This window comes from Enterobacter sp. FUJ80071 (assembly GCF_038739915.1).
Classification (GTDB): domain Bacteria; phylum Pseudomonadota; class Gammaproteobacteria; order Enterobacterales; family Enterobacteriaceae; genus Enterobacter; species Enterobacter kobei.
In genome coordinates this window covers 4,399,985-4,426,948 of record NZ_JBBXKH010000001.1, presented here as the reverse complement: position 1 = coordinate 4,426,948, position 26,964 = coordinate 4,399,985, and the positions used below count along the sequence as shown (strand labels likewise).

The following is a 26,964-nucleotide window of genomic DNA, read 5'->3' as shown; positions in this document are numbered from 1 at the left end:
ATTTTTCCCTAAGAAATGAAAGCTATTTTGATATGAGTTTATGGTTCGTTGAAATAAACGGACCGGCATTTGGTTAATATCAAAAACGTGCCATTTTTATTGCAAGGAAATTAATAATGAGTGATTTTCTGCCCTTTTCGCGACCCTCAATGGGTGCCGAAGAAATGGCGGCGGTTCAGGACGTTTTGATGTCGGGCTGGATCACCACGGGGCCTAAAAATCAGGAGCTTGAAGAGGCATTTTGTCACCTGACGGGCAATCAGCATGCGATTGCCGTCTGTTCTGCCACCGCGGGCATGCATGTCACGCTGATGGCGCTGAATATTGGCCCCGGCGATGAAGTGATCACCCCCTCCCAGACCTGGGTTTCCACGCTAAATATGATCGTGTTGCTGGGTGCCACACCGGTGATGATTGATGTGGACAACGACACGTTGATGGTGACGCCTGACGCCGTTGAAGCGGCGATAACCTCGCGTACTAAAGCCATTATCCCCGTCCATTATGCTGGCGCACCGTGTGACATCGACGCGATTCATGCCATTGGCGAACGTCACGGTATTCCCGTTATTGAAGATGCTGCCCATGCCGCCGGAACCTATTACAAGAACCGCCATGTGGGCTGGAAAGGGACGGCGATTTTTTCCTTCCACGCCATTAAAAATATGACCTGTGCAGAAGGCGGTTTAGTTGTCACGGATAACGCTCAGCTTGCTGCGCGGATCCGCAGTCTGAAATTCCACGGCCTGGGGGTGGATGCCTATGACCGCCAGACGCACGGTCGTGCACCGCAGGCTGAAGTGATCTCGCCGGGCTATAAATACAACCTGGCGGATATTAACGCCGCGCTGGCGCTGGTGCAGTTGGGCAAATTAAAAGAGGCCAACAAACGCCGTGAGGAAATCGCGCAACGCTACCTGCGGGAGCTGGCCGATACGCCGTTCCAGCCGCTGACCATTCCAGCATGGCCGCACGTTCACGCCTGGCACCTGTTTATTATTCGCGTTGATGAAGCCCGCTGCGGTATTTCACGCGACAACCTGATGGCGGCGCTGAAGGAGAAGGGCATCGGTACCGGCCTGCACTTCCGTGCGGCGCACACTCAAAAATACTACCGCGAGCGTTTTCCTGATGTATCGCTCCCGAATTCGGAATGGAATAGCGCGCGTATTTGTTCTCTCCCTCTTTTCCCGGACATGACTCATGACGACACAACCCGCGTCATTACCGCGCTCCATCAGCTTGCAGGACATTGATATGTTCAGTGCACCACCCGTACAAAAAGTTTCCGTCGTCATTCCTGTTTATAACGAACAGGAGAGCCTGCCTGAACTGATTCGCCGCACGACGGCCGCCTGCGAGACGCTGGGCAAAGCGTATGAAATTCTTCTGGTGGACGATGGCAGTAGCGATGACTCCGCAATGATGCTGACCGATGCTGCCCAGGCTGAAGGCAGCCATATTGTTGCCGTGCTGCTGAACCGTAACTACGGCCAGCACTCGGCGATCATGGCCGGATTTAGCCACGTTACGGGCGATCTGATCATCACCCTGGACGCGGATCTGCAAAACCCGCCGGAGGAGATCCCACGCCTGGTGGCGAAAGCCGATGAAGGCTATGACGTGGTCGGCACGGTGCGTCAGAACCGTCAGGACAGCCTGTTCCGCAAGCTGGCCTCACGCACTATCAACCGTCTTATCCAGCGTACGACCGGTAAAGCGATGGGCGATTACGGCTGCATGCTGCGCGCCTACCGCCGTCATATTGTCGACGCCATGCTGCATTGCCACGAGCGCAGCACGTTTATTCCGATCCTCGCTAACACGTTCGCCCGTAAGGCAACGGAAATCCCGGTCCTGCATGCCGAGCGTGAGCACGGGGAATCGAAGTACAGCTTTATGCGTCTCATCAACCTGATGTACGACCTTATTACCTGCCTGACCACCACGCCGCTGCGTCTGCTGAGCGTTTTCGGCAGCATCATCGCGCTGGCGGGGTTCGCGCTCTCCGTCCTGCTGGTGGTGCTGCGGCTGGTCTTTGGCCCGCAGTGGGCGGCGGAAGGGGTCTTCATGCTCTTTGCCGTGCTGTTTATGTTCATCGGTGCCCAGTTTGTCGGCATGGGCCTGCTCGGTGAATACATTGGCCGAATTTATAACGATGTCCGCGCACGTCCGCGCTACTTTATTCAACGTGTTGTCCGTCAGGAACACAAAGCATCTCAAGAGGAAATCCACCCATGAAAGCTGTTGTATTTGCCTATCACGATATGGGGTGCACGGGCACGCTGGCCCTGCTGGAAGCGGGCTATGACATAGCGGCAATCTTTACCCATCCGGACACGGCGGGCGAAAATCACTTTTTCAGCTCAGTGGCGCGCATCGCCGCCGAGCGGGGGATTCCGGTTTATGCCCCGGACGACGTGAACCATCCGCTGTGGGTGGAGCGCATCCGCGCGCTTGCCCCTGATGTCCTCTTCTCGTTTTACTATCGCAACCTGATCTGCGACGAGATCCTCGGCCTGGCCGCAAAAGGAGCATTTAACCTTCACGGCTCACTGCTGCCAGCCTACCGTGGGCGCGCGCCGCTGAACTGGGTGCTGGTGAACGGCGAAACGGAAACGGGCGTGACCCTGCACCGGATGGTCCACCGTGCGGATGCGGGGGCCATCATTGCCCAGCACCGCGTGGCAATCGATGCGGATGAAACGGCGCTGAAGCTGCACCAGAAACTTTGCACCGTGGCACAAAGCCTGCTGCGCGACGCGCTGCCAGCTATCCTGAACGGCACCTTCAGCGAGACCGCGCAGGATGAGAGCAAAGCAAGTACCTTTGGTCGCCGCACGCCGGAGGATGGCCGCCTGGACTGGAACCAACCCGCCCGCCAGCTGCACAACCTGGTGCGCGCCGTGACCGACCCGTGGCCGGGGGCATACAGCTTTGCGGGCGTGAGCAAATTTATCGTCTGGAAATCCCGCGTGCGTGACGACATCCCGGCGGCAAAACCGGGCACCGTTGTCTCCGTCTCCCCGCTGATTGTGAGCTGCGGCGAGCAGGCGCTGGAGATTATTACCGGGCAAACCGACAGCGGTCTTTACGTGCAGGGCACGCAGCTGGCCCAGTCTCTGGGGCTGGTCGCCGGGGCGCTGATCACAAGCGCCCCGGTGGTTGCCGTTAAACGCCGTACCCGCGTGCTGATCCTCGGCGTAAACGGCTTTATCGGTAACCATCTGACTGAACGCCTGCTCAAAGACGATAACTACGAAATCTATGGCCTGGATATTGGCGCGGATGCGATCAGTCGTTTCCTCGACAACCCACGCTTCCACTTCGTGGAAGGGGATATCAGCATCCATTCCGAGTGGATTGAATACCACATTAAAAAATGTGACGTGGTACTGCCGCTGGTCGCCATCGCCACGCCTATCGAGTACACCCGTAACCCGCTGCGCGTGTTCGAGCTGGACTTCGAGGAGAACCTGAAGATCATTCGCGACTGCGTGAAATACGACAAGCGCATCATCTTCCCGTCCACCTCTGAAGTGTACGGCATGTGTACCGACAAAAACTTCGACGAAGACACCTCTAACCTGGTGGTCGGGCCGATCAACAAACAGCGCTGGATCTACTCTGTCTCCAAACAGCTGCTGGACCGCGTGATTTGGGCCTACGGTGAGAAAGAGGGGCTGCGCTTTACCCTGTTCCGTCCGTTCAACTGGATGGGCCCGCGTCTGGATAACCTGAACGCGGCGCGTATCGGTAGCTCCCGTGCGATCACCCAGCTGATCCTGAACCTGGTAGAAGGCTCACCGATTAAGCTTATCGAAGGTGGCAAACAGAAACGCTGCTTCACGGATATCAGCGACGGTATCGAAGCGCTGTTCCGCATCATCGAAAACAAAGATAACCGCTGCAACGGTCAAATCATCAACATCGGAAACCCTGACAACGAAGCGAGCATTCGCGAACTGGCTGAGATGCTGCTGGCCAGCTTTGAGCGCCATCCGCTGCGCGATAAATTCCCACCGTTTGCCGGTTTCCGCGAAGTGGAAAGCAGCAGCTACTACGGTAAAGGCTACCAGGACGTTGAGCACCGTAAGCCGAGCATTCGCAATGCGAAGCGCTGCCTGAACTGGACACCGACGGTGAAGATGGAGCAAACCATTGACGAGACGCTCGATTTCTTCCTGCGCACCGTGGAGCTGTCGGAACAGGTCTCATGAAAAAAGTCGGTTTACGCATTGATGTCGACACCTTCAGGGGAACGCGTGACGGCGTCCCCAGGCTGCTGGAACTGCTGAGCAAGCACGGTGTGCGTGCCAGCATCTTCTTCAGCGTGGGGCCTGACAACATGGGACGCCATTTATGGCGTCTGATTAAACCGGCATTTCTGTTCAAAATGCTGCGCTCACGCGCAGCATCTCTCTACGGCTGGGATATTCTGCTGGCCGGCACCGCCTGGCCCGGTAGACGCATCGGCGCGGGTAACGAAGCGGTTATCCGTGAGGCGGCGCAGCAGCATGAGGTCGGCCTGCATGCCTGGGATCACCACGCCTGGCAGGCGTGGGCAGGCGTCTGGGATATCCCACGTCTCTCCCGTGAAATTGAGCGTGGAATGCTGGAGCTTGAGGCCATCACCGGTCAGCCCGTGCGCTGTTCCGCCGTGGCAGGATGGCGTGCGGATCAACGGGTCGTAAAGGCCAAAGAAGCCTTTGCGTTTCGCTACAACAGCGATTGCCGCGGAACCGGTCCGTTTTTGCCGCTGTTAGGCGAAAATCACTACGGTACGGTGCAAATTCCGGTCACGCTTCCCACCTGGGATGAAGTGGTCGGACGCGAGGTGAAGGCGGAAGAATTTAATCGTTATATTCTGGACCGTATGCATCGCGATACGGGGACGCCGGTGTATACCATCCATGCAGAAGTAGAGGGGATTGCGTATCAGCATGATTTCGATGCGTTGCTGACCCTGGCCGCTCAGGAGGGCATTGAATTCTGCCCGTTGAGCGAGCTGCTGCCCGACGACTTCAGCACCCTGCCTGTGGGAAAAATTGTCCGTAATGAACTGGCTGGCCGGGAAGGCTGGCTTGGCCATCAACACACCGTGAGTCCGGTCCCATGAAAACAGCCCGTTATGGCTTAGCGCTTCTCGCACTGTTTATCGTTTACTACCTCATTCCTGTCGATGTCCGCCTGCTGTGGCAGCCTGACGAAACGCGCTATGCGGAAATCAGCCGCGAAATGCTGGCATCGGGTGACTGGGTCGTCCCGCATTTTCTGGGGCTGCGTTACTTTGAAAAACCGATTGCTGGCTACTGGATCAACAGTCTCGGGCAGTTGCTGTTCGGGCACACCAACTTTGCCGTACGCGCCGGGGCGATATTCTCCACCGGGTTAACGGCGCTGCTGGTGATCTGGATGGCCTGGCGTCTCTGGCGGGATAAGCGAGTAGCCATTTTCTCCGGCCTTATCTTCCTGACCCTGTTCCTGGTGTACGGTATCGGCACGTATGCGGTGCTGGATCCTATCATCACCCTGTGGCTGGTGGCGGCGATGTGCAGCTTCTGGCTGGCCTCGCAGGCCCAAACCGTGGCCGGAAAAGCGGGTGGCTATGTGCTGCTTGGGCTGGCCTGCGGGATGGGGGTGATGACCAAAGGCTTCCTGGCGCTGGCCGTTCCGGTGATTGGCGTGCTGCCGTGGGTGATCGTCCAGAAGCGCTGGAAAGAGGTGCTGATTTTTGGCTGGCTCGCGATCCTGAGCTGCGTGCTGATTGTCCTGCCGTGGGCGCTGGCGATTGCACATCGGGAGCCTGATTTCTGGCGTTACTTCTTCTGGGTTGAACATATTCAGCGTTTTGCCCAGAGCGACGCCCAGCATAAAGCCCCGTTCTGGTATTACCTGCCGTTCCTGCTCGCGGGCAGCCTGCCGTGGCTGGCACTGCTGCCGGGCGCGTTTCGTCTCGGCTGGAATGACAGACAAAGCGCGGGGGGAGGATTCTATCTGCTGGGCTGGGTGGTGATGCCGCTGCTGTTCTTCAGCATCGCCAAAGGCAAACTGCCGACCTACATCCTGCCCTGTTTTGCCCCGCTGGCTATCCTGATGGCGCGCTATGCCTGCCTCGCGGCGGAAAAAGGTGCGAGAGCGTTGCGCATTAACGGTGGGATTAACCTGGCGTTTGGGGTGATCGGCGTGATTGCGGCGCTGGTGGTCTCGCCATGGGGGCTGGCTAAGCATCCGGTCTGGACGCCGGTCGAACTGTACAAAGTGTTCTGTGCAGTGGTGGCGTTCCTCCTCTGGGCCGCGGTGGGCTGGTTTACGTTCAGACAGAGTCAGCAGCGCTGGTGGCTGGCAGCCTTGTGTCCTGCAGGCCTGGCGTTGCTGATTGGTTTTGCCATTCCTAACCTGGTGGTGGATTCCAAACAGCCGCAGTCGCTGGTCGATACCGTGCGCGAGCCGCTTCAGGAAAGCCGATTTGTGCTGGCCAATAACGTTGGCGTGGCCGCGGGTCTGGCGTGGGAGCTGAAGCGTAATGACATTACGCTGTTTGGTCAGAGCGGCGAACTGCGTTACGGGCTGGATTATCCCGATGTGAAAGATCGTTACGTCGACAAAGATGACTTCGCGCAGTGGCTGGCGACGCATCGTCAGCAGGGGCGTGTGTCGCTGGTGGTTCTGCTGTCAAAACGTGACGATATCTCACGGGCGAATTTACCGCAGCCGGACAATCTCTATATCCAGGGACGGTTTGCCTTGCTGGAGTATCTGCCGAAGTGATGACCTGGACCTGGCTGGTACTGGCAAGCTTGCTCAGCTGCGCGGGGCAGTTATGCCAGAAACAGGCCACCCGTCCGGCGAAAGCCGGGCGGCGCGGCGCGCACATTATGTTGTGGCTTGGTCTGGCAGGGCTGGCGCTGGGTAGCGGAATGCTGGTCTGGCTGGTGGTGCTGCAACGCCTGCCTGTTGGCGTCGCCTATCCTATGCTGAGCCTCAACTTTGTCTGGGTAACGCTGGCGGCAAAAGTATTCTGGCGCGAACACGTTGCTGCGCACCACTGGCTGGGGGTCGGGTTTATCATCATTGGGATTATCGTGCTGGGAGGAAGCCTGTGAAAGGCGCGTTCTGGGCGTTATGCAGCGTGCTGTTAGTCAGCGCCGCACAGCTGTTGCTGCGCGATGCCATGCAGGCACTGCCGCCGGTCAGCGATGTTCTGGCGCTTATTTCCGCGCTGTGGCACTTCTCATCCGGCACGGGCGCGCTGCTGCTGGGGGTGATGGGGTATGTGGCCTCTATGGGCTGCTGGTATCTGGCGCTGCATCGAATGGCGCTCAGCAAAGCATATGCCTTGCTGAGCCTCAGTTATATTCTGGTGTGGGCCGCGGCAATCGTCCTGCCCGGCTGGGGGGAACACTTCTCCTGGCACGGGCTGGTGGGCGTCGGGTTTATTATGCTGGGTGTACTAACGATTTTTAGGCCAGCACGTCGTCAGCAGAATGAATCAGGCCGGCGTTGAGTTCGAAGGGCGTTGCGGTACAGACCGCAAGACTCAGCGAGTCTATGCGGCAGTGGCTGACTGAATGAAACGCGCTGGCGGTACTGTCAATGCTAACCATTTGCCAGGCGTGACCGCCGCACTGTTTAACGATCGCTTCCTTTCGCGTCCAGATACGCCAGAATGCCGTAAGCTGGCGCTCTGGCGTTTCCTTTTCCAGCTCTTCATGCTCGGCGCCGCTGAAGACGGCATTAGCGAGCGTGCGCCAGTTATCCTGCGGGCGAATACGTTCCAGGGAACAGCCCACGTTACCTTCGTCACTGATAATTAACGCAATCTCATCTCCCGAGTGGCTAAGGCTGAACCACAGCGGATAGTCGCCGGCAAAAAGGGGTTTCCCCTGTTCGTTGTGGATAATCTCCGGTAGTGGCGTCGGCGCCAACAGACGCGAAAGCAACCCGCGTCCAGCGAGCCAGCGCGCGCGATGGGCGCCTTCGGGTGCGTGTCGGGAGAGCGCTTGAGCCCAGCGGTTGGTGCTCAGCGAGGAGATTTTTCCCAGAAAAACCTGGTACATATAACGTCTGGCCTTCAGTCAAACAGAGAGTCGCAAAGTTGCGCGGCGAAACCATTACTATAATCTATTGTCCCCGATAATGGCTAACCCGACCAGCGGCTTAGCCCGGCAACCGGCTTTTGGGTCGTCCCGGCCCCAGCAGGATCGCCAGCTTGCTGCCCCCTTTGGTGGTCTCCATCCAGATTTTACATACGCTGGTCAGCGGAACCGACAGCAGCATCCCAACCGGGCCCAGCAGCCATCCCCAAATCAGTAAGGATAAAAATACCACCAGCGTCGACATGCCCAGCCGGTGCCCCATCATGCGCGGCTCGAGAATATTCCCCAGCACCATATGCACAACGAGGAACAGCGCGCCGACCAGCATACATTCATAAAATCCATTAAACAGAAACGCCTGAATCATCGGCGGCACGGCGGAGAGTACGGCGCCAATGTTGGGAACGTAGTTCAGCAGAAATGCCAGCACCCCCCACATCAGGGCGAACTGGACGCCCATCAGCATCAGTCCCAGCCAGACAATGATCCCGGTCCATACGCTCAACAGCGTTTTCAGCGCCAGATATTTGGACACGCCCTTCAGCGCGCGGTGTAAACCGGCAATATGGATTTGCGGGTTATTTAATGCAAAACGCAGCTTGTAGGGCACATGACGGACTTCGAACAGCATGAACACCACCGTCATGACCAGCAGCAAAATGCTGGCCATCGCGCCGGAAAGACCGGTCATCAGCGTGGTGGCGTAGGTCATGACTTTCTCTGAATCCATCCTGCGCAGCATCCGTTCTGGCGAGATATGCAGGTTAAGAAAGGGCATCATCTCCTGCAGGGCGATGATTTTGCGCGTCAGCTCTTTATTGTACTGCGGCAGCATGGTGGAGAATTCGCTCAGCGATGCGGCCAGTACGCCGAAGAGTGCCGTCAGGCCAATCAGCATTACAATCACCACAATAGTGATGGCCACCGGGCGGCTAACGCCCCGGCGTAAAAACCAGGTCACCAGCGGATTGAGAACAATGGCAAAAAAGAGTGCCAGCAGAAGCTGGACGATAATGTCAGCGGCAGCATGAATACCCGCGAGGATAACCACCAGACAGGCGAGTTTTAATAAGATGTGGAGTCCTGCTTTATCGGGCTGGGGGGAGATCATGCGCGTTCCTTAGTAAGATGACGCATTAAGTGTAGTGCCTGGCTTCCGCTTCGTCTGGCACCGATAATCTGAAAGTCGGGGCTGATTTTCTGATGGCGTCGTGGTAATAGTGAAACACTGTTGCAAAAAATTCAGGTCTAACTCCATGCCCGAACCTGCCGCTGAACCGGCGCTGAGCGGATTGCGCCTCAATCTGCGTATTGTTTCCGTCGTCATTTTCAACTTTGCCAGTTATCTGACCATTGGTCTGCCGCTGGCGGTCTTGCCGGGCTATGTCCATGACGTAATGGGGTTTAGCGCATTCTGGGCGGGGCTGGTGATTAGCCTGCAGTATTTCGCCACGCTGTTAAGCCGGCCGCATGCCGGGCGCTACGCGGACATGTTCGGACCAAAAAGCATCGTCGTGGTGGGGTTGTGCGGCTGTTTCCTCAGTGGCCTGAGCTACCTGCTGGCGGCCACAACCAGCGCCTGGCCGCTGGTCAGTCTGACGCTCCTCTGCCTGGGCCGCGTCATCCTCGGTATTGGGCAAAGTCTGGCGGGAACCGGCTCCACGCTGTGGGGCGTGGGCGTTGTCGGCGCATCACACATTGGCCGGGTGATCTCCTGGAACGGAATTGTTACCTACGGCGCGATGGCGCTCGGTGCACCGCTCGGCGTGGCCTGTTATGCCTTTGGCGGGCTCTATGGGCTCGCCATCACCATTATGGTGGTCGCGCTTCTGGCGATTCTGTTTGCCCTGCCGCGCCCGAAAGTAAAGGCCAGCAAGGGCAAGCCACTGCCGTTTCGGGCTGTGCTGGGCCGCGTATGGCCGTACGGTATGGCACTGGCCCTGGCGACGACCGGCTTCGGCGTCATTGCGACCTTCATTACCCTGTTCTATGACGCCAAAGGCTGGGAGGGCGCGGCCTTTGCGTTAACCCTCTTTAGCGTGGCGTTTGTTGGCGCGCGCCTGCTTTTCCCGAACGGCATCAACCGTCTGGGTGGGCTGAATGTGGCGATGATCTGCTTTGCGGTCGAGATAGTCGGGCTGCTGTTGACCGGTATCGCCAGTGCACCCTGGATGGCGAAAATGGGCGTCTTCCTTGCGGGAGCCGGTTTCTCGCTGGTCTTCCCGGCGCTGGGCGTGGTGGCGGTGAAAGCGGTGCCGCAGCAGAACCAGGGAGCGGCGCTGGCGACCTATACGGTATTTATGGATATGTCGTTAGGCATTACCGGGCCGCTGGCGGGGCTGGTGATGGCCTGGGCAGGGGTACCGGTGATTTATCTTGCCGCAGCGGGTCTGGTGATAATTGCCTTGTTACTGACGTGGCGGCTAAAAAAATGGCCCCCGGTGCAAGCACCGGAGGCCACGTCATCATCGTGAAGGTTACTGGATCACGATGGTGTTAATGATGTTTTCAGCCGCCGTCTGCGCTTTCTGCTGATCTTCCGCTGGCAGGGTGATCTGCAGGGTCAGCAGTTTGTTATCCACCTTGCCCAGCACCACAGAAGAGTAAGCGGTCTGGCCTTTGGCAGAGATGATGCTGTCCAGCTGTTGCAGCGTGTGGCCTTTCAGCTCGATGGATTTATTGGTCACCACCTGCAGCTGCGGATCGCGGCCGCGCTGCTGATCTTCCAGACGTTTAGACAGGACGGCCAGGTCTTCGCTGGTGTCGTCGCCCACAATCACAATGACCGCTTTCTGACCGGTTGCGTCGGAGTAAACGTGCATGTTGTTCGCCTGGGTACCCAGCTTGCCGCTCTGGTCAGTCATATCGGCTGGCAGAGAGAAACTGAGTTTGCCATCCATCAGATTCACCGGCTGGCCGGTCGCGTTGCTCTCTGCGGATGCGCCCTGAGCAGGCGTTTTCGTGTCGCTGTTATCACAGGCTGCAAGACCCACAACCAGCAGGCCAATCCCGACATATTTAACCAGATTGCGCATTGACTTCTTCCTTTCGATAAACGGCCATAACGGCTCATTCGTCCATCTTATCACAACTGATAAAGCGAACCCTTAACCAGCCTGCAATGCCGTAATTTCAGATTTATCTGCCAGCCTTTTCAGCAGCATATTCAGCAGCACGCCGTACATTGGCAGGAAGAAGACAATGCTGATGAGGACCTTGAAGCAGTAGTCCACCAGCGCAATTTCCATCCAGTGCTCGGCCATAAAGGCATCCGGGCTGCGCCAGAAAGCGATGAAGAAGAAGGCCAGCGTATCGCTCACGTTACCGAATAGCGTGGAGGCGGTAGGCGCCATCCACCAGCGATGGTTCTGGCGCAGACGGTTAAACACGTGCACGTCAAGGATCTGCCCCAGCGCGTAGGCCATAAAGCTTGCCGCGGCGATACGGGCGACAAACAGGTTGAAGTGCGTCAGCGCCTCAACGCCCTGCCAGCTTCCCATATAAAACAGGGACGACACCACGTATGAGATGAACAGCGCCGGAAGCATGACCGCAAAAATAATGCGGCGGGCCAGCGGTGCGCCAAAAATACGCACGGTCAAATCCGTGGCGAGGAAAATAAACGGAAAACTGAACGCGCCCCAGGTGGTATGAAAACCAAAGATAGAGATGGGGAGCTGCACCAGATAGTTACTGGACGTGATCACCAGTAAATGAAAAAGCGAAAGCCAGAACAACGCTTTAACGCGCTGTGATTCAGAGAACTGCGTCATATTGTGACCTTTTTATACGTTGGGGTGAGGGAACCCAATAAAAACCGCAGCATGATACTGCTTTGGCTGGACATTGCAATGGTTGATTTTTGCGCAATCGTTAACCTGGTTTGCATTGTCCGCCACCGGGCGTAAACTACAGCCGTTTTTACCAGACCGAGAAGACCATGACCGACCTGTTTTCCAGCCCAGACCATACCCTTGATGCTCAGGGCCTTCGCTGCCCGGAGCCGGTAATGATGGTTCGTAAGACCGTGCGTAACATGCAGCCCGGTGAAACGCTGCTGATTATTGCCGACGACCCGGCCACGACCCGCGATATTCCCGGGTTTTGTACCTTTATGGAGCATGAGCTTGTGGCGCAGCAGACAGAAGCGCTGCCGTACCGGTATTTGATTCGTAAGGGGTAGGTGGTCCGCCGCTGCGGTCTGATGCCCTCACCCCGGCCCTCTCCCACGGGGAGAGGGGGCAAACACTAAAAATGGCCACTGCGTGGCCATTTTGCTTTTACCTAGCCTTTCATCCACGCGCGGATCCCGTCCAGGAACATCTGCGTCGCCATCATCACCAGAATCAGCCCCATCAGGCGCTCCAGCGCGTTAACCCCTTTCTCCCCCAGCAGGCGCAGGAACAGCGACGATTGCAGCAGGATGATAAATGTCCCGCCCCAGGCGATAAGCAGGGCAATCACCAGGTGGCTCATTTGATTCGGATACTGATGCGACAGCAGCATCAGGGTGGCCAGAATGGTCGGCCCGGCGACCAGGGGAATCGCCAGCGGTACGATAAACGGCTCTTCCCCCGCGGGCAGGCCGCTGCTGCTCCCTTCGGCGCTCGGGAAAATCATCTTAATGGCAATCAGGAACAGAATAATCCCGCCGGAAATGGAGACCGTTTCTGCGCGCAGGTTCAGGAAGGCGAGGATCTTTTCTCCCGCAAACAGGAAGATAAACATCACCAGCAGGGCGATGAGCAGCTCGCGGATCATGATCGCCCGGCGGCGCTTCGGCTCAGTGTGCTTCAGCACCGACATGAAGATAGGCAGGTTGCCCAGTGGATCCATTATCAGGATCAATAAAACCGCTGCGGAAATGATTTCACTCATGTAAATTATCCCTGAACATCTCTATGGTTATTATGATAATTAGCTGTATTTCTGATTGCCGGGCAATCATCGATTAATTTCGCTTGCGACTTTGGCAGCATTTTGTAATGTGAAGCATATCCCAGTTCAATACTGGCTTGCACAATCAGCACACACCCTCAGCAGGAAAAAAATGCTATGAAAAACGTTGGTTTCATCGGCTGGCGCGGTATGGTCGGCTCTGTACTCATGCAACGCATGGTTGAAGAGCGCGATTTCGACGCTATCCGCCCGGTCTTCTTCTCCACTTCCCAGCTCGGCCAGGCTGCACCGTCCTTTGGTGGTACCACAGGCACGTTGCAGGATGCTTACGATCTGGAAGCGCTGAAGGCACTTGATATTATTGTGACCTGCCAGGGCGGCGATTATACCAACGAAATCTATCCAAAGCTGCGTGAAAGCGGCTGGCAGGGCTACTGGATTGACGCGGCCTCTTCGCTGCGCATGAAAGACGATGCCATCATTATTCTCGACCCGGTTAACCAGGGCGTGATCACCGATGGCCTGAACAACGGTGTGAAAACCTTTGTCGGTGGTAACTGCACCGTCAGCCTGATGCTGATGTCCCTTGGCGGCCTGTTTGCGCAGGATCTGGTTGAATGGGTTTCCGTGGCGACCTACCAGGCCGCGTCCGGCGGCGGCGCGCGTCATATGCGCGAGCTGCTGACCCAGATGGGCCAGCTGCACCACAGTGTCGCAACCGAGCTGGCAAACCCGGCATCCGCGATCCTCGATATCGAGCGTAAAGTCACCGATCTGACCCGCAGCGGCGCGCTGCCGGTGGATAACTTTGGCGTACCGCTGGCCGGTGGCCTGATCCCGTGGATCGACAAACAGCTGGATAACGGCCAGACCCGCGAAGAGTGGAAAGGTCAGGCTGAGACCAACAAAATCCTCAATACCGCGAACACCATTCCGGTTGACGGTCTGTGCGTGCGTATCGGCGCACTGCGCTGCCACAGCCAGGCCTTCACCATTAAACTGAAAAAAGATGTGTCTATTCCGACCGTGGAAGAGCTGCTGGCCGCGCACAACCCGTGGGCGAAAGTGGTACCAAACGATCGCGATATCACCATGCGTGAGCTGACCCCGGCTGCCGTCACCGGCACGCTGACCACGCCGGTTGGCCGTCTGCGTAAGCTGAACATGGGGCCGGAGTACCTCTCCGCGTTCACCGTCGGTGACCAGCTCCTGTGGGGCGCCGCCGAACCGCTGCGCCGCATGCTACGCCAGCTGGCGTAATAATTTGTTAATGACCGGGGGTGATTTTCACCCCCTTTTTTTGCGTACTACATGGAGTAACACGCGTATGTCTTATTTTTTATCAGGAGTCATGTAGAGCGTTGGCTATGCTTTAAGGAAGAGTCATTTCTTACCTGAGGTTAGGACGGGACTGAGTGGATGCCCGTCAGGTCACATTAAAGTCGTCCCAGGCGCTAAAAAAGGACGACATAAAAAACAGGATGAATACCATGTCCGATCGTGTGGATAGAGACGTGATTAATGCGCTTATTGCGGGTCATTTTGCCGACCCCTTTTCCGTGCTGGGGATGCACCGTACAGAGGCCGGGCTGGAAGTTCGGGCGTTGTTACCGGATGCGACCGAAGTGTGGGTCATCGAGCCCAAAACCGGCCGCAAGGTGGCCAATCTTGAATGCCTCGACTCGCGTGGCTTCTTCTCGGGTATCATGCCCCGCCGTAAAAACCCCTTTCGTTATCAACTCGCCGTTATCTGGCACGGCCAGCAAAACCTGATTGATGATCCTTACAGCTTCGGTCCGCTCTTAAAAGAGATGGACGCCTGGCTGCTGTCTGAAGGTACGCATCTGCGCCCTTATGAAACGCTGGGTGCTCATGCGGATACCATGGACGGCATCACCGGCACGCGTTTTGCGGTGTGGGCGCCTAACGCCCAGCGCGTCTCCGTTGTCGGGCAGTTCAACTACTGGGACGGTCGTCGCCATCCGATGCGCCTGCGCCGGGAGACGGGCATCTGGGAGCTGTTTATCCCGGGGGCGCATAACGGCCAGCTCTACAAATTCGAAATGATCGATGCTCACGGCAAGTTGCGCATTAAAGCCGACCCGTATGCCTTCGAGGCGCAGATGCGTCCGGACACGGCGTCGCTGATTTGCGGCCTGCCGGAGAAGGTGGTCCAGACGGAAGAGCGTAAACAGGCCAACCGCTTTGATGCGCCGATCTCCGTCTATGAAGTGCATCTCGGCTCCTGGCGCCGCCACACCGATAACAACTTCTGGCTGAGCTACCGGGAACTCGCCGACCAGCTGGTGCCGTACGCTAAATGGATGGGCTTTACCCACCTCGAACTGCTGCCGGTTAACGAGCACCCGTTCGACGGCAGCTGGGGCTACCAGCCAACCGGGCTGTATGCCCCAACACGCCGCTTCGGCACGCGCGATGACTTCCGCTATTTCATTAATGCCGCGCACGCCGCCGGGCTGAACGTGATCCTCGACTGGGTGCCTGGTCATTTCCCTTCTGATGACTTTGCGCTGGCAGAGTTTGACGGCACAAAACTGTACGAGCACAGCGACCCGCGTGAAGGCTATCACCAGGACTGGAACACGCTGATCTACAACTATGGTCGCCGTGAAGTCGCGAACTATCTGGTCGGCAATGCCCTGTACTGGATTGAGCGCTTCGGCATTGATGCCCTGCGCGTGGATGCGGTGGCGTCAATGATCTACCGCGACTACAGCCGCAAAGAGGGCGAGTGGATCCCGAACGAGTATGGCGGCCGCGAAAACCTGGAAGCGATTGAATTCCTGCGCAGCACTAACCGTATTATCGGTGAGCAGGTCGAGGGTGCGGTTACCATGGCGGAGGAGTCGACGGACTTTGCAGGCGTCTCCCGACCGCCGTCATCAGGCGGTCTGGGGTTCTGGTATAAGTGGAACCTGGGCTGGATGCACGACACGCTCGACTACATGAAGCTCGACCCGGTGTACCGTCAGTACCATCACGATAAGCTCACCTTCGGCCTGCTCTATAACTACACCGAAAACTTCATGCTGCCGCTGTCGCACGATGAAGTGGTGCACGGCAAAAAATCCATTCTCGACCGTATGCCGGGCGATGCGTGGCAGAAATTTGCCAACCTGCGCGCCTACTACGGCTGGATGTTTGCCTTCCCGGGTAAAAAACTGCTGTTTATGGGCAATGAATTTGCCCAGGGGCGCGAGTGGAACCACGACTCCAGTCTCGACTGGCATTTGCTGGAAGGCGGCGACAACTGGCACCACGGCGTGCAGCGTCTGGTGCGTGACCTGAATCTGACCTATCGCCATCACAAAGCCCTCCACGAGCTGGATTTCGACCCCTACGGCTTCGAGTGGCTGGTAGTGGACGACCATGAGCGTTCGGTATTTGTCTTTGTGCGTCGTGATAAAGCTGGCAACGAAATCATCGTCGCCAGTAACTTTACGCCGGTACCGCGCGAACACTACCGCTTTGGCATTAACCAGCCGGGGAAATGGCGCGAAATTCTGAATACCGATTCCATGCACTACCACGGCAGCAACGCCGGTAACGGCGGGCTGGTGCAGAGCGATGCCATCGAAAGCCACGGGCGGCCAAACTCCCTGAGCCTGACGCTGCCGCCGCTTGGCACCATCTGGCTGATGCGGGAGGGTGAATGACGCAGCTTACGGCAGGTCATCCCGAACCGCTCGGCGCGCGTTTTGACGGTAAGGGCGTGAACTTCACGCTCTTTTCCGCTCACGCGGAGCGGGTGGAACTTTGTGTGTTTGACGGGGAAGGTAACGAGCACCGTTACGATTTACCGTCTCGCACAGGGGATATCTGGCACGGGTACCTGTCCGGCGGGCGTCCGGGGATGCATTACGGTTTTCGCGTACACGGTCCGTGGCAACCGGCTCAGGGGCACTGGTTTAACCCGGCGAAGCTGTTGATTGATCCGTGCGCGCACCGCGTCGACGGCGAGTTTAAAGACGACCCGCTGTTTCACGTCGGCTACGGTGAGCCCGACCACCGCGACAGCGCACCGGTCGTGCCCAAAAGCGTGGTGGTGAACGACCTCTACGACTGGGAAGACGATGCTCCGCCGCGCACGCCGTGGGGCAACACCGTAATTTATGAAGCGCATGTCAAAGGGCTGACCTGGCTGCACCCGTCGATCCCCAACGCGATGCGCGGCACCTATCAGGCACTCGGCCATCCGACGATGATTGCCTATCTGAAACACCTCGGTATCACCGCGCTGGAACTGCTCCCCGTCGCCCATTTCGCCAATGAACCCCGTCTACAGCGGCTGGGGCTGAGCAACTACTGGGGCTACAACCCGCTGGCGATGTTCGCCCTAGAACCCCGCTACGCCGCCCATCCGGAGACGGCGCGGGACGAGTTTCGTGATGCGGTGAAGGCGCTGCACGCGGCGGGCATTGAGGTCATTCTGGACGTGGTGCTGAACCACAGCGCTGAAAGCGATCTCGACGGCCCGACGCTCTCCATGCGCGGAATTGATAACCGTAGCTATTATTGGATCAGAGAGGATGGCGATTACGAGAACTGGACCGGCTGCGGTAACACCCTCAACCTCAGCCATCCAGCGGTCACGCATTTTGCTTATGAATGCCTGAAATACTGGGTTGAGACGTTCCACGTCGACGGTTTTCGTTTCGACCTGGCGCCCGTTATGGGACGCACGCCGGCATTCAGCCAGCAGGCTCCGCTGTTTGAGGCCATCAAAAATTGCCCGGTGCTCTCGCAGGTGAAACTGATCGCCGAGCCGTGGGACATCGGTGAGGGCGGCTATCAGGTGGGGAATTTCCCGCCGCTGTTTGCCGAGTGGAACGACCATTATCGCGATGCCATGCGCCGCTTCTGGCTGGCGCGCGATCTGTCACTGGGGGAGTTCGCCGGGCGCTTTGCCGCCTCCAGCGATCTCTTCAGGCGCGACGGCAAACGGCCGTCGGCCACCATTAATCTGGTGACGGCGCACGACGGTTTTACGCTGCGCGACTGCGTTTGTTTCAATCAGAAACACAATGAAGCGAACGGCGAAGAGAATCGCGATGGCACTAACAATAACCATAGCTTTAATCATGGTATAGAAGGATTAGGCGGGAGCCTGGACGTGATTGAGCGGCGTCGCGCCAGCGTTCATGCGCTGCTGACGACGCTTTTGTTATCGCAGGGCACGCCGATGCTGCTGGCGGGCGATGAGCACGGCCACAGTCAGCACGGCAACAATAACGCCTATTGCCAGGACAATACCCTGACCTGGCTCGACTGGGGTGAGGCGAACAGTGGACTGACCCATTTCACCGCAGCGCTGATCCACCTTCGCCAGCAGATCCCCGCGCTCACCGCCGATCGCTGGTGGGAAGAGGGCGACGGCAACGTTCGCTGGCTGAATAAAGACGCGCAACCGTTGAGTGCGCAAGAGTGGCAACACGGCATCACCTGTCTGCAAATCCTGCTGTCGGATAAGTGGCTGGTGACGCTGAACGCGACGGATAACGTCGCAGAGATTGTTTTACCTGACGGGGAATGGCGCGCTGTTCCCCCCTTTGCCGGAGCGGATAATCCGGTAGTAATGGCTGTCTGGCACGGGCCTGCGCACGGAGTGTGCGTATTCCAAAGATGATAAAAAAGGAGTTAGTCATGGTTAGATTAGAGAAGAACGATCCCTTAATGTTGGCACGCCAGTTACCATTAAAAACGGTTGCCCTGATACTTGCGGGCGGGCGTGGTACCCGTCTGAAAGATTTGACCATCAAGCGCGCCAAGCCGGCCGTTCACTTTGGTGGTAAGTTCCGCATCATCGACTTTGCGCTCTCCAACTGCCTGAACTCAGGCATTCGCCGTATTGGCGTCATTACGCAGTATCAGTCGCACACGTTGGTTCAGCATATTCAGCGCGGCTGGTCATTCTTCAGTGAAGAGATGAACGAGTTTGTCGATCTCCTTCCTGCTCAGCAACGTGTTCACGGCGAGAACTGGTATCGCGGGACGGCGGATGCGGTGACGCAGAACCTCGACATCATTCGTCGCTATAACGCGGAATACATTGTGATCCTCGCCGGGGATCACATCTACAAGCAAGATTACTCCCACATGCTCATCGACCACGTCGAAAAAGGGGCGCGCTGCACCGTGGCGTGTCTGCCGGTGCCCGTTGCCGAGGCGACGGCGTTTGGCGTGATGCACGTGGACGCCGACGATAAAATCATCGACTTCGTCGAAAAACCGGCGAACCCGCCAACCATGCCGGGCGATGACACCAAATCCCTCGCCAGCATGGGGATCTATGTCTTTGATGCAGATTATCTTTATGAGCTGCTGGAAGACGACGACAAAGACGAAAACTCCAGTCACGACTTCGGTAAAGACATCATCCCGAAAATCACCAAAGCTGGCATGGCGTATGCACATCCTTTCCCGCTGTCCTGCGTGCAGTCAGACCCGAATGCCGAGCCTTACTGGCGCGATGTGGGCACGCTGGAAGCGTACTGGAAAGCGAACCTCGATCTGGCCTCAGTCACGCCTGAGCTGGATATGTACGACCAGAACTGGCCGATTCGTACCCACATGGAATCCTTGCCGCCGGCCAAATTCGTGCAGGACCGCTCCGGCAGCCACGGTATGACGCTGAACTCGCTGGTCTCTGGCGGGTGCATTATCTCCGGTTCGGTGGTGGTGCAGTCCGTGCTGTTCCCGCGCGTGCGGATAAATTCATTCTGTAATATCGATTCGGCGGTCTTATTGCCGGATGTCTGGGTAGGGCGTTCGTGTCGTCTGCGTCGTTGCGTGATCGACCGCGCCTGCGTCATCCCTGAGGGGATGGTCATCGGTGAAAACGCGGAAGAAGACGCGCGTCGTTTCTACCGTTCGGAAGAGGGGATCGTGTTAGTCACACGGGAAATGTTGCGGAAGCTGCAGATCAAACAGGAGCGATGATGCAGGTTTTACACGTATGTTCTGAGATGTTCCCGTTGTTAAAAACGGGCGGTCTGGCGGATGTTCTTGGTGCATTACCGGCGGCACAAATCGCCGGAGGCGTGGATACCCGAGTCCTGCTGCCTGCCTTCCCGGATATCCGGCGCGGCATTCCTGATGCAAAGGTTGTGACCCGCCGTGAGACGTTTGCTGGACGCATCACCCTGCTGTTTGGACATTACAATGGCGTAGGGATTTACCTGATCGACGCGCCACACTTATACGATCGACCGGGCAGCCCGTATCACGATACGAACCTGTTCGCCTATACCGACAACGTGCTGCGCTTTGCGCTGCTCGGCTGGGTCGGTGCAGAAATGGCGACGGGTCTGGATCCGTTCTGGCGTCCGGATGTGGTGCACGCGCACGACTGGCATGCCGGGCTGGCTCCGGCGTATCTCGCCGCGCGCGGTCACCCGGCAAAATCGGTCTTTACGGTGCATAACCTCGCCTATCAGGGGATGTACTACGCGCATCATATGAATGACATCGATCTGCCATGGTCGTTCTATAACATGCACGGGCTGGAGTTTAAGGGGCAGATTTCGTTCCTGAAGGCGGGGCTGTACTACGCCGATCACATCACGGCGGTCAGCCCAACCTATGCGCGAGAAATCACCCAGCCGGAGTTTGGCTACGGCATGGAAGGGCTACTGCAACAGCGCCATCGGGAAGGCCGCCTGTCGGGCATTCTGAACGGCGTGGATGAACAGATCTGGAGTCCGGAAACCGATCTCTTGCTGGCGGCACGCTATGGTCGCGATTCCGTGGAAGACAAAGCGGAAAACAAACGCCAGCTGCAGATTGCAATGGGGCTGAAGGTCAACGACAAAGTGCCGCTCTTCGCGGTGGTGAGCCGCCTGACCAGCCAGAAAGGGCTGGACCTGGTGCTGGAGGCGCTGCCCGGCTTGCTCGAGCAGGGCGGACAGCTGGCGCTGCTCGGCGCAGGCGACCCGGTGCTGCAGGAAGGTTTCCTCGCGGCGGCAGCGGAACACCCGGGGCAGGTGGGCGTGCAGATTGGTTACCACGAGGCATTTTCGCACCGCATTATGGGCGGCGCAGACGTCATTCTGGTGCCAAGCCGCTTCGAGCCCTGCGGCCTGACGCAGCTCTATGGCCTGAAATACGGCACCCTGCCGCTGGTACGCCGCACGGGCGGGCTGGCGGATACGGTGTCCGATAGCTCACTGGAAAACCTGGCGGACGGTATTGCCAGCGGGTTTGTTTTTGAAGACAGTAATGCCTGGTCGCTGCTTCGGGCGATTCGGCGTGCTTTCGTCTTGTGGTCCCGTCCGTCGCTGTGGCGTTACGTACAACGTCAGGCGATGTCCATGGACTTTAGCTGGCACGTTGCGGCGCAGTCGTACCGCGATCTTTATCAACGCTTGATGTAACGAGGCGAAGTTACTGATATGAATGCTCCATTTAGCTACTCTTCACCCACGCTCAGCGTTGAGGCGTTAAAGCACTCCATCGCCTATAAGCTGATGTTCACCATCGGGAAAGATCCGGTCATCGCCAACAAACACGAGTGGCTGAACGCCACTCTGTTTGCGGTGCGCGACCGTTTAGTTGAACGCTGGCTGCGATCAAACCGCGCCCAGCTCTCGCAGGAAACGCGTCAGGTTTACTACCTGTCGATGGAATTTTTGATTGGCCGCACGCTCTCCAACGCGCTGCTGTCGCTCGGCATTTACGACGACGTTAAAACCGCCCTCGAAGAGATGGGGCTGGATTTAGAAGAGCTGATTGACGAAGAGAACGACCCAGGCCTCGGCAACGGCGGCCTGGGGCGTCTTGCCGCCTGCTTCCTCGACTCGCTGGCGACCCTGGCGCTGCCGGGACGCGGGTACGGCATTCGCTACGACTACGGCATGTTCAAGCAGAACATCGTCGACGGGCGTCAGAAAGAGTCGCCGGACTACTGGCTGGAGTATGGCAACCCGTGGGAGTTCAAGCGTCACAATACCCGCTACAAGGTGCGCTTTGGCGGGCGTATTCAGCAGGAAGGAAAAAAATCCCGCTGGGTGGAGACCGAAGAGATCCTGGCCGTGGCCTACGACCAGATCATCCCCGGCTATGACACCGATGCCACCAACACGCTGCGCCTGTGGAGCGCCCAGGCCAGTAGCGAGATTAACCTCGGTAAATTCAATCAGGGTGACTATTTCGCCGCGGTGGAAGATAAAAACCACTCTGAAAACGTGTCCCGCGTCCTCTATCCGGATGACTCAACCTACTCCGGCCGCGAGCTGCGCCTGCGCCAGGAGTATTTCCTCGTCTCGGCGACGATTCAGGATATCCTCAGCCGCCATCACCAGCTGCACAAAACCTACGCCAATCTGGCGGAGAAAACCGCGATTCACCTCAACGACACGCACCCGGTGCTCTCTATTCCAGAGCTGATGCGTTTGCTTATCGACGAGCATAAGTTCAGCTGGGATGAGGCATTCGAAGTGACCTGCCAGGTGTTCTCGTACACCAACCACACGCTGATGAGCGAAGCGCTGGAAACCTGGCCGGTGGATATGCTCGGCAAAATCCTGCCGCGCCACCTGCAGATTATCTTCGAGATTAACGACTACTTCCTCAAGACGCTGCAGGAGCAGTACCCGAACGATACCGGCCTGCTGAGCCGGGCGTCGATCATTGATGAATCCAACGGTCGTCGCGTACGCATGGCCTGGCTGGCGGTAGTGATCAGCCACAAGGTAAACGGCGTGTCTGAGCTCCACTCAAACCTGATGGTGCAGTCGCTGTTTGCGGATTTCGCGAAGATCTTCCCGACGCGTTTCTGCAACGTGACCAACGGCGTCACGCCGCGTCGCTGGCTGGCGCTGGCGAACCAGCCGCTTTCTGACGTGCTGGATCAGAACATTGGCCGCACCTGGCGCACCGACCTGAGCCAGCTGAGCGAGCTGGAACAGCACATTGATTTCCCGACGGTGAACAAAGCCGTGCGCGAAGCCAAGCTGCTGAACAAAAAGCGTTTGTCGGTTTACCTTGCGCTGCATCTGAACGTGGTCGCCAACCCGAAAGCGTTGTTTGACGTGCAGATCAAACGTATTCACGAGTACAAGCGTCAGCTGATGAACGTGCTGCATGTGATTACCCACTACAACCGGATTAAGGCCGACCCGACGGCCGAGTGGGTGCCGCGCGTGAAAATCTTCGCCGGTAAAGCCGCTTCCGCCTATTACATGGCGAAGCACATTATCCATCTCATCAACGATGTGGCTAAGGTCGTCAACCTGGATCCGGATATTGGCGACAAGCTGAAGGTGGTGTTCATCCCGAACTACAGCGTAAGCCTGGCGCAGCTGATCATCCCGGCGGCGGATCTCTCTGAGCAGATTTCAACGGCGGGTACGGAAGCCTCCGGGACCAGTAACATGAAGTTTGCCCTCAACGGTGCGCTGACCATTGGCACCCTGGACGGGGCGAACGTTGAGATGCTGGAGCACGTAGGGGCTGAGAACATCTTTATCTTCGGGAACACCACGGAAGAAGTGGAGGCGCTGCGCAGAAAAGGCTACTCGCCGCGTGAGTTCTATGAAAAAGATGAAGAGTTACGTCAGGTACTGACGCAGATCGCGACCGGTGTATTCAGCCCGGACGAGCCGGGCCGCTATCGCGATCTGGTGGATTCGCTGATTAACTTTGGCGATCACTACCAGGTGCTGGCGGATTATCGCAGCTACGTGGACTGTCAGGATAAGGTGGACGAACTGTACCGTCAGCAGGAGAAGTGGACCAGTGCTGCGATGCATAACATCGCCAATATGGGGTATTTCTCGTCCGACAGGACCATCAAGGAGTATGCCGAGACGATCTGGCATATTGATCCGGTGAGGCTGTAAAAACATAGCCGGGTGGCGGCTTCGCCTTACCCGGCCTACTCGATCCCGTAGGCCCGGTAAGCGTAGCGCCACCGGGCTTTTTTACATCAAGACGCTAATGACAGCTCACGCTTTCCCGCATGCTGCTGCAGCCACTGCGCCACACGCGATTGCTGTTCGGCATTCAGCCACATCCCTTCTTTGGTACGGCGCCAGATGGCGTCGTCCAGGCGGCGAACCCACTCGTGCTCGACCAGGTAACGCAGCTCGGCTTCGTACAGCTCGTGACCGAAATGCTCGCCCAGATCCGCAATGTCCTTCGCATCACCGAGGAACAGCTCGGTATTGCTGCCGTAGGTGCGGGCGTAGTGGCGCGCCATGCCTTCGGTAATGAACGGGAAGCGACGGCGCAGCTTCGCGGCATAATCGTCGCGGTTGTCGCCGATATCACCGCCGGGCAGTACCGCGCCTTTGGTCCATGCCGGGCCAATGCCCTTATAGTACGGGGCCAGTTTTTCCAGCGCGTGCTCCGCCAGCTTGCGGTAGGTGGTGAGCTTGCCGCCAAACACCGACAGCAGCGGCGCCTGGCCGTCTACGTCGTGAATATCGAGCGTATAGTCGCGGGTGATGGCCTGCGGTGAGTCAGACTCGTCATCGCACAGCGGACGCACGCCGGAGTAAGTCCATACCACGTCATCGCGGGACAGCTGTTTCTTAAAGTGTGCGTTATACACTTTAAGGAGGTAGTTCACTTCGCTCTCGTCGATCTCAACGTTTTTCGGATCCCCTTTGTACTCCACGTCGGTGGTGCCGATGATCGAGAATTCGTCCATCCACGGGATCACAAACACGATGCGCTTATCTTCGTTCTGCAGAATGTACGCTTGTTTTTGCGTGTGTACGCGCGGCACCACAATATGGCTGCCCTTGATCAGGCGGATGCCGTACGGCGAAGGCAGATGCATGCCGTCGTCGAAGAACTGCTTCACCCACGGACCGGTGGCGTTCACCAGACCGCGCGCTTTCCAGCTGAATTTCTCGCCGGTATCAATGTCTTCTGCTTCGACGATCCACAGGCCGTTTTCACGACGCGCGGCGGTAGCGCGGGTACGGGTTTTCACCTCTCCACCTTTCTTCTCCACCATCTGCGCATTCGCCAGCACCAGACGTGCATCGTCCACCCAGCAGTCGGAATATTCGAAACCGCGCACGATTTCAGGCTTCAGGACCGATTCTGAGCCAAAACGCAAACCGTTCGAACCCGGCAGGCTGGTGCGTTTACCCAGATGATCGTACATAAACAGACCAATTCGGATCATCCACGCCGGACGCAGGTGCGGGCGATGGGGCAGACGGAAACGCATCGGGATCGCCAGATGCGGCGCCATTTTTAGCAGCACTTCACGTTCGGCCAGCGCTTCACTGACCAGGCGGAATTCGTAGTGTTCCAGGTAGCGCAGGCCACCGTGGATCAGCTTGGAGCTGGCGGACGACGTCGCGCAGGCGAGATCGTTAGCTTCCAGCATCAGCACGGATAAACCGCGTCCTGCGGCATCGACCGCAATACCGGCACCGTTGATGCCACCGCCTATCACAATCAGATCTTTGGTTTCCATAACACCCTCATGCACTTTCGTTAAAGCTCAAAAATGTTCGATATCGCTCATAATAGCAAAGGAACGCGCTTTTGGTAACATCAAAAAAACAATTTAGAGTGATATGGATAACATAATGGCGTTTATCCGCCGCCAGGACGTACACTACGGGGTAAAATAGTGCGGTCTGATGCCCTCACCCCAGCTCTCTCCCACGGGGAGAGGGGGATCCGTTTCCCTCTCCCTCCGGGAGAGGGTAGGGTGAGGGGGAAAACCGCACCACACCCGAATATAAGATGAGAACACCATGGATCAGTTTGAATGTATTAACGTAGAAGAAGCCCATCAGAAGATGCACCAGGGAACGGCGGTGCTGGTGGATATCCGCGATCCGCAGAGTTTTGCGATGGGCCATACGCCGGGCGCGTTCCATCTCACCAATGACACGCTGGGCGCGTTTATGCGCGATAACGACTTCGATACGCCAGTGATGGTGATGTGTTACCACGGCAACAGCAGCAAAAGCGCGGCGCAGTATCTGCTTCAGCAGGGCTACGACGCGGTGTACAGCGTCGACGGCGGCTTCGATGCCTGGCATCGTCATTTCCCGGCAGAAGTGGAATACGCGTTTGAGCGCTAATCCCGCTATACTGTTCCCTTTTGTGTGGAAATAAGCGACCGCTGCCCATGTTGATGATCACCTCTTTTACCAATCCGCGCGTCGCCCAGGCGTTTGTCGACTATATGGCAACGCAGGGCGTTATTCTGACCATTCAGCAACATACGCAGACCGATGTCTGGCTGGCCGATGAGAGCCAGGCCGGGCGGGTAAACGAGGAGCTGGCGCGTTTTCTTGAAAATCCTGGCGACCCGCGCTATCTGGCGGCAAGCTGGCAATCCGGCCAGACGGGCAGCGGATTGCATTACAGTCGTTTCCCTTTTATTGCCACTATTCGCGAGCGCGCAGGGCCGTTTACGCTGCTGCTGATGGCCGCCTGTATTATCGTCTTCATTATCATGAACGTGGTGGGCGACCAGAGCGTGATGATCGCCCTGGCGTGGCCGTACGACCCCTCTCTGGAGTTTGACGTCTGGCGCTACTTCACCCATGCGCTGATGCACTTCTCAGTGATGCATATTCTCTTCAACCTGCTGTGGTGGTGGTATCTCGGCGGGATTGTCGAGAAGCGACTCGGCAGCGGTAAGCTGATCGTGATCACCGTGATTAGCGCCCTGTTGAGCGGCTACGTGCAGCATAAATTCAGCGGCCCGTGGTTCGGTGGGCTGTCGGGCGTCGTCTACGCCCTGATGGGCTATGTCTGGCTTCGCGGAGAGCGCGACCCGGAAAGCGGCATCTATTTACAACGCGGATTAATAGCCTTTGCGTTAATATGGCTAATTGCCGGATGGTTTGATCTGTTTGGTATGTCTATCGCCAATGGTGCGCACGTCACCGGCCTGGCGGTCGGGCTGGCAATGGCGCTTGCCGACACGCTCCATGCGCGAAAACGAACATAATTCTCAGGGATAATT

The 26,964-nt window shown here is 57.5% G+C and carries 23 protein-coding genes; 17 read left to right on the top strand and 6 right to left on the bottom strand.

The features are described from left to right. Nucleotides 1-116 precede the first annotated feature (116 nt). The 7 genes from arnB to arnF are packed head-to-tail and all read left to right on the top strand — an operon-like array spanning nucleotide 117 to nucleotide 7,507. Nucleotides 117-1,256 carry a UDP-4-amino-4-deoxy-L-arabinose aminotransferase gene (gene arnB, locus AAER43_RS21520; RefSeq protein WP_023331508.1) on the top strand — a complete coding sequence of 380 codons (1,140 nt, stop codon included), beginning with the start codon at nucleotides 117-119 and terminating at the stop codon, nucleotides 1,254-1,256. 1 nt (nucleotide 1,257) lies between these two features. Beyond that, nucleotides 1,258-2,241, top strand: coding sequence for an undecaprenyl-phosphate 4-deoxy-4-formamido-L-arabinose transferase (gene arnC, locus AAER43_RS21515; RefSeq protein ID WP_045135446.1), 984 nt, complete (start codon nucleotides 1,258-1,260; stop codon nucleotides 2,239-2,241). Next, complete coding sequence (arnA, locus tag AAER43_RS21510; RefSeq protein WP_045268719.1) at nucleotides 2,238-4,220, top strand: bifunctional UDP-4-amino-4-deoxy-L-arabinose formyltransferase/UDP-glucuronic acid oxidase ArnA; 1,983 nt, start codon at nucleotides 2,238-2,240, stop codon at nucleotides 4,218-4,220. Before arnC ends, arnA begins: the two co-directional genes overlap by 4 nt. Then, complete coding sequence (arnD, locus tag AAER43_RS21505) at nucleotides 4,217-5,119, top strand: 4-deoxy-4-formamido-L-arabinose-phosphoundecaprenol deformylase (RefSeq protein WP_050862867.1); 903 nt, start codon at nucleotides 4,217-4,219, stop codon at nucleotides 5,117-5,119. Before arnA ends, arnD begins: the two co-directional genes overlap by 4 nt. Beyond that, on the top strand, nucleotides 5,116-6,771 hold the full coding sequence (gene arnT / locus AAER43_RS21500; RefSeq protein WP_050862868.1) for a lipid IV(A) 4-amino-4-deoxy-L-arabinosyltransferase: 1,656 nt from the start codon (nucleotides 5,116-5,118) through the stop codon (nucleotides 6,769-6,771). The genes arnD and arnT overlap by 4 nt, the downstream gene beginning before the upstream one ends. Further along, a complete protein-coding gene (gene arnE / locus AAER43_RS21495) occupies nucleotides 6,771-7,106 on the top strand; it encodes a 4-amino-4-deoxy-L-arabinose-phosphoundecaprenol flippase subunit ArnE (protein ID WP_014885567.1) in 336 nt (111 codons plus the stop codon). Before arnT ends, arnE begins: the two co-directional genes overlap by 1 nt. Next, nucleotides 7,103-7,507 (top strand): 4-amino-4-deoxy-L-arabinose-phosphoundecaprenol flippase subunit ArnF, encoded by a 405-nt coding sequence (gene arnF / locus AAER43_RS21490; protein ID WP_050862869.1) that lies wholly within the window; start codon nucleotides 7,103-7,105, stop codon nucleotides 7,505-7,507. The genes arnE and arnF overlap by 4 nt, the downstream gene beginning before the upstream one ends. Here the strand turns inward: arnF and acpT are convergent. Together acpT and AAER43_RS21480 are read right to left on the bottom strand one after the other, a co-directional pair. After that, on the bottom strand, nucleotides 7,464-8,060 hold the full coding sequence (acpT, locus tag AAER43_RS21485) for a 4'-phosphopantetheinyl transferase AcpT (protein WP_050862870.1): 597 nt from the start codon (nucleotides 8,058-8,060) through the stop codon (nucleotides 7,464-7,466). The two genes, arnF and acpT, sit on opposite strands and share 44 nt — an antisense overlap. Nucleotides 8,061-8,160: 100 nt before the next feature. After that, on the bottom strand, nucleotides 8,161-9,210 hold the full coding sequence (locus tag AAER43_RS21480) for an AI-2E family transporter (RefSeq protein ID WP_014885564.1): 1,050 nt from the start codon (nucleotides 9,208-9,210) through the stop codon (nucleotides 8,161-8,163). Nucleotides 9,211-9,355: 145 nt separating this feature from the next. Between AAER43_RS21480 and AAER43_RS21475 the strand changes: the two genes are divergently transcribed. After that, entirely contained in the window at nucleotides 9,356-10,573 is a 1,218-nt protein-coding gene (locus AAER43_RS21475; protein WP_045135451.1) for an MFS transporter, read from the top strand. A 3-nt stretch (nucleotides 10,574-10,576) separates the two neighbouring features. Here the strand turns inward: AAER43_RS21475 and AAER43_RS21470 are convergent, their stop codons facing one another. Beyond that, a complete protein-coding gene (locus AAER43_RS21470; protein ID WP_023309515.1) occupies nucleotides 10,577-11,134 on the bottom strand; it encodes a DcrB family lipoprotein in 558 nt (185 codons plus the stop codon). 72 nt (nucleotides 11,135-11,206) lie between these two features. Further along, on the bottom strand, nucleotides 11,207-11,872 hold the full coding sequence (locus AAER43_RS21465) for a 7-cyano-7-deazaguanine/7-aminomethyl-7-deazaguanine transporter (RefSeq protein ID WP_014885561.1): 666 nt from the start codon (nucleotides 11,870-11,872) through the stop codon (nucleotides 11,207-11,209). Nucleotides 11,873-12,039: 167 nt separating this feature from the next. Here AAER43_RS21465 and tusA point away from each other — a divergent pair, with 167 nt between their 5' ends. Next, nucleotides 12,040-12,282 carry a sulfurtransferase TusA gene (gene tusA / locus AAER43_RS21460; protein WP_014885560.1) on the top strand — a complete coding sequence of 81 codons (243 nt, stop codon included), beginning with the start codon at nucleotides 12,040-12,042 and terminating at the stop codon, nucleotides 12,280-12,282. Between the two features lie 101 nt (nucleotides 12,283-12,383). Here tusA and yhgN read toward each other — a convergent pair whose 3' ends face one another. Beyond that, nucleotides 12,384-12,977 (bottom strand): NAAT family transporter YhgN, encoded by a 594-nt coding sequence (gene yhgN / locus AAER43_RS21455; protein WP_003861574.1) that lies wholly within the window; start codon nucleotides 12,975-12,977, stop codon nucleotides 12,384-12,386. A 177-nt stretch (nucleotides 12,978-13,154) separates the two neighbouring features. Here yhgN and asd point away from each other — a divergent pair, with 177 nt between their 5' ends. From asd to glgP, 6 genes are all read left to right on the top strand, one after another. After that, entirely contained in the window at nucleotides 13,155-14,258 is a 1,104-nt protein-coding gene (asd, locus tag AAER43_RS21450; protein WP_023331502.1) for an aspartate-semialdehyde dehydrogenase, read from the top strand. Nucleotides 14,259-14,488: 230 nt separating this feature from the next. Beyond that, the gene (gene glgB, locus AAER43_RS21445; protein WP_014885558.1) at nucleotides 14,489-16,675 is read left to right on the top strand and encodes a 1,4-alpha-glucan branching enzyme; all 2,187 of its coding nucleotides are present in this window, start codon (nucleotides 14,489-14,491) and stop codon (nucleotides 16,673-16,675) included. Next, nucleotides 16,672-18,645, top strand: a complete 1,974-nt coding sequence (glgX, locus tag AAER43_RS21440; protein WP_057057857.1) for a glycogen debranching protein GlgX — start codon at nucleotides 16,672-16,674, stop codon at nucleotides 18,643-18,645. The genes glgB and glgX overlap by 4 nt, the downstream gene beginning before the upstream one ends. A gap of 17 nt (nucleotides 18,646-18,662) precedes the next feature. Then, the gene (glgC, locus tag AAER43_RS21435) at nucleotides 18,663-19,958 is read left to right on the top strand and encodes a glucose-1-phosphate adenylyltransferase (RefSeq protein ID WP_023337914.1); all 1,296 of its coding nucleotides are present in this window, start codon (nucleotides 18,663-18,665) and stop codon (nucleotides 19,956-19,958) included. Then, the gene (glgA, locus tag AAER43_RS21430) at nucleotides 19,958-21,391 is read left to right on the top strand and encodes a glycogen synthase GlgA (protein ID WP_023331499.1); all 1,434 of its coding nucleotides are present in this window, start codon (nucleotides 19,958-19,960) and stop codon (nucleotides 21,389-21,391) included. Before glgC ends, glgA begins: the two co-directional genes overlap by 1 nt. Before the next feature lie 18 nt (nucleotides 21,392-21,409). After that, nucleotides 21,410-23,857 carry a glycogen phosphorylase gene (glgP, locus tag AAER43_RS21425; protein ID WP_014885554.1) on the top strand — a complete coding sequence of 816 codons (2,448 nt, stop codon included), beginning with the start codon at nucleotides 21,410-21,412 and terminating at the stop codon, nucleotides 23,855-23,857. An 86-nt stretch (nucleotides 23,858-23,943) separates the two neighbouring features. Here glgP and glpD read toward each other — a convergent pair whose 3' ends face one another. Then, nucleotides 23,944-25,452 carry a glycerol-3-phosphate dehydrogenase gene (glpD, locus tag AAER43_RS21420; protein WP_014885553.1) on the bottom strand — a complete coding sequence of 503 codons (1,509 nt, stop codon included), beginning with the start codon at nucleotides 25,450-25,452 and terminating at the stop codon, nucleotides 23,944-23,946. A gap of 286 nt (nucleotides 25,453-25,738) precedes the next feature. Between glpD and glpE the strand changes: the two genes are divergently transcribed. Both glpE and glpG read left to right on the top strand, forming a co-directional pair. Next, on the top strand, nucleotides 25,739-26,071 hold the full coding sequence (gene glpE / locus AAER43_RS21415) for a thiosulfate sulfurtransferase GlpE (protein ID WP_050862873.1): 333 nt from the start codon (nucleotides 25,739-25,741) through the stop codon (nucleotides 26,069-26,071). A 47-nt stretch (nucleotides 26,072-26,118) separates the two neighbouring features. Beyond that, nucleotides 26,119-26,949 (top strand): rhomboid family intramembrane serine protease GlpG, encoded by an 831-nt coding sequence (gene glpG / locus AAER43_RS21410; protein ID WP_050862874.1) that lies wholly within the window; start codon nucleotides 26,119-26,121, stop codon nucleotides 26,947-26,949. Nucleotides 26,950-26,964 lie beyond the last annotated feature (15 nt).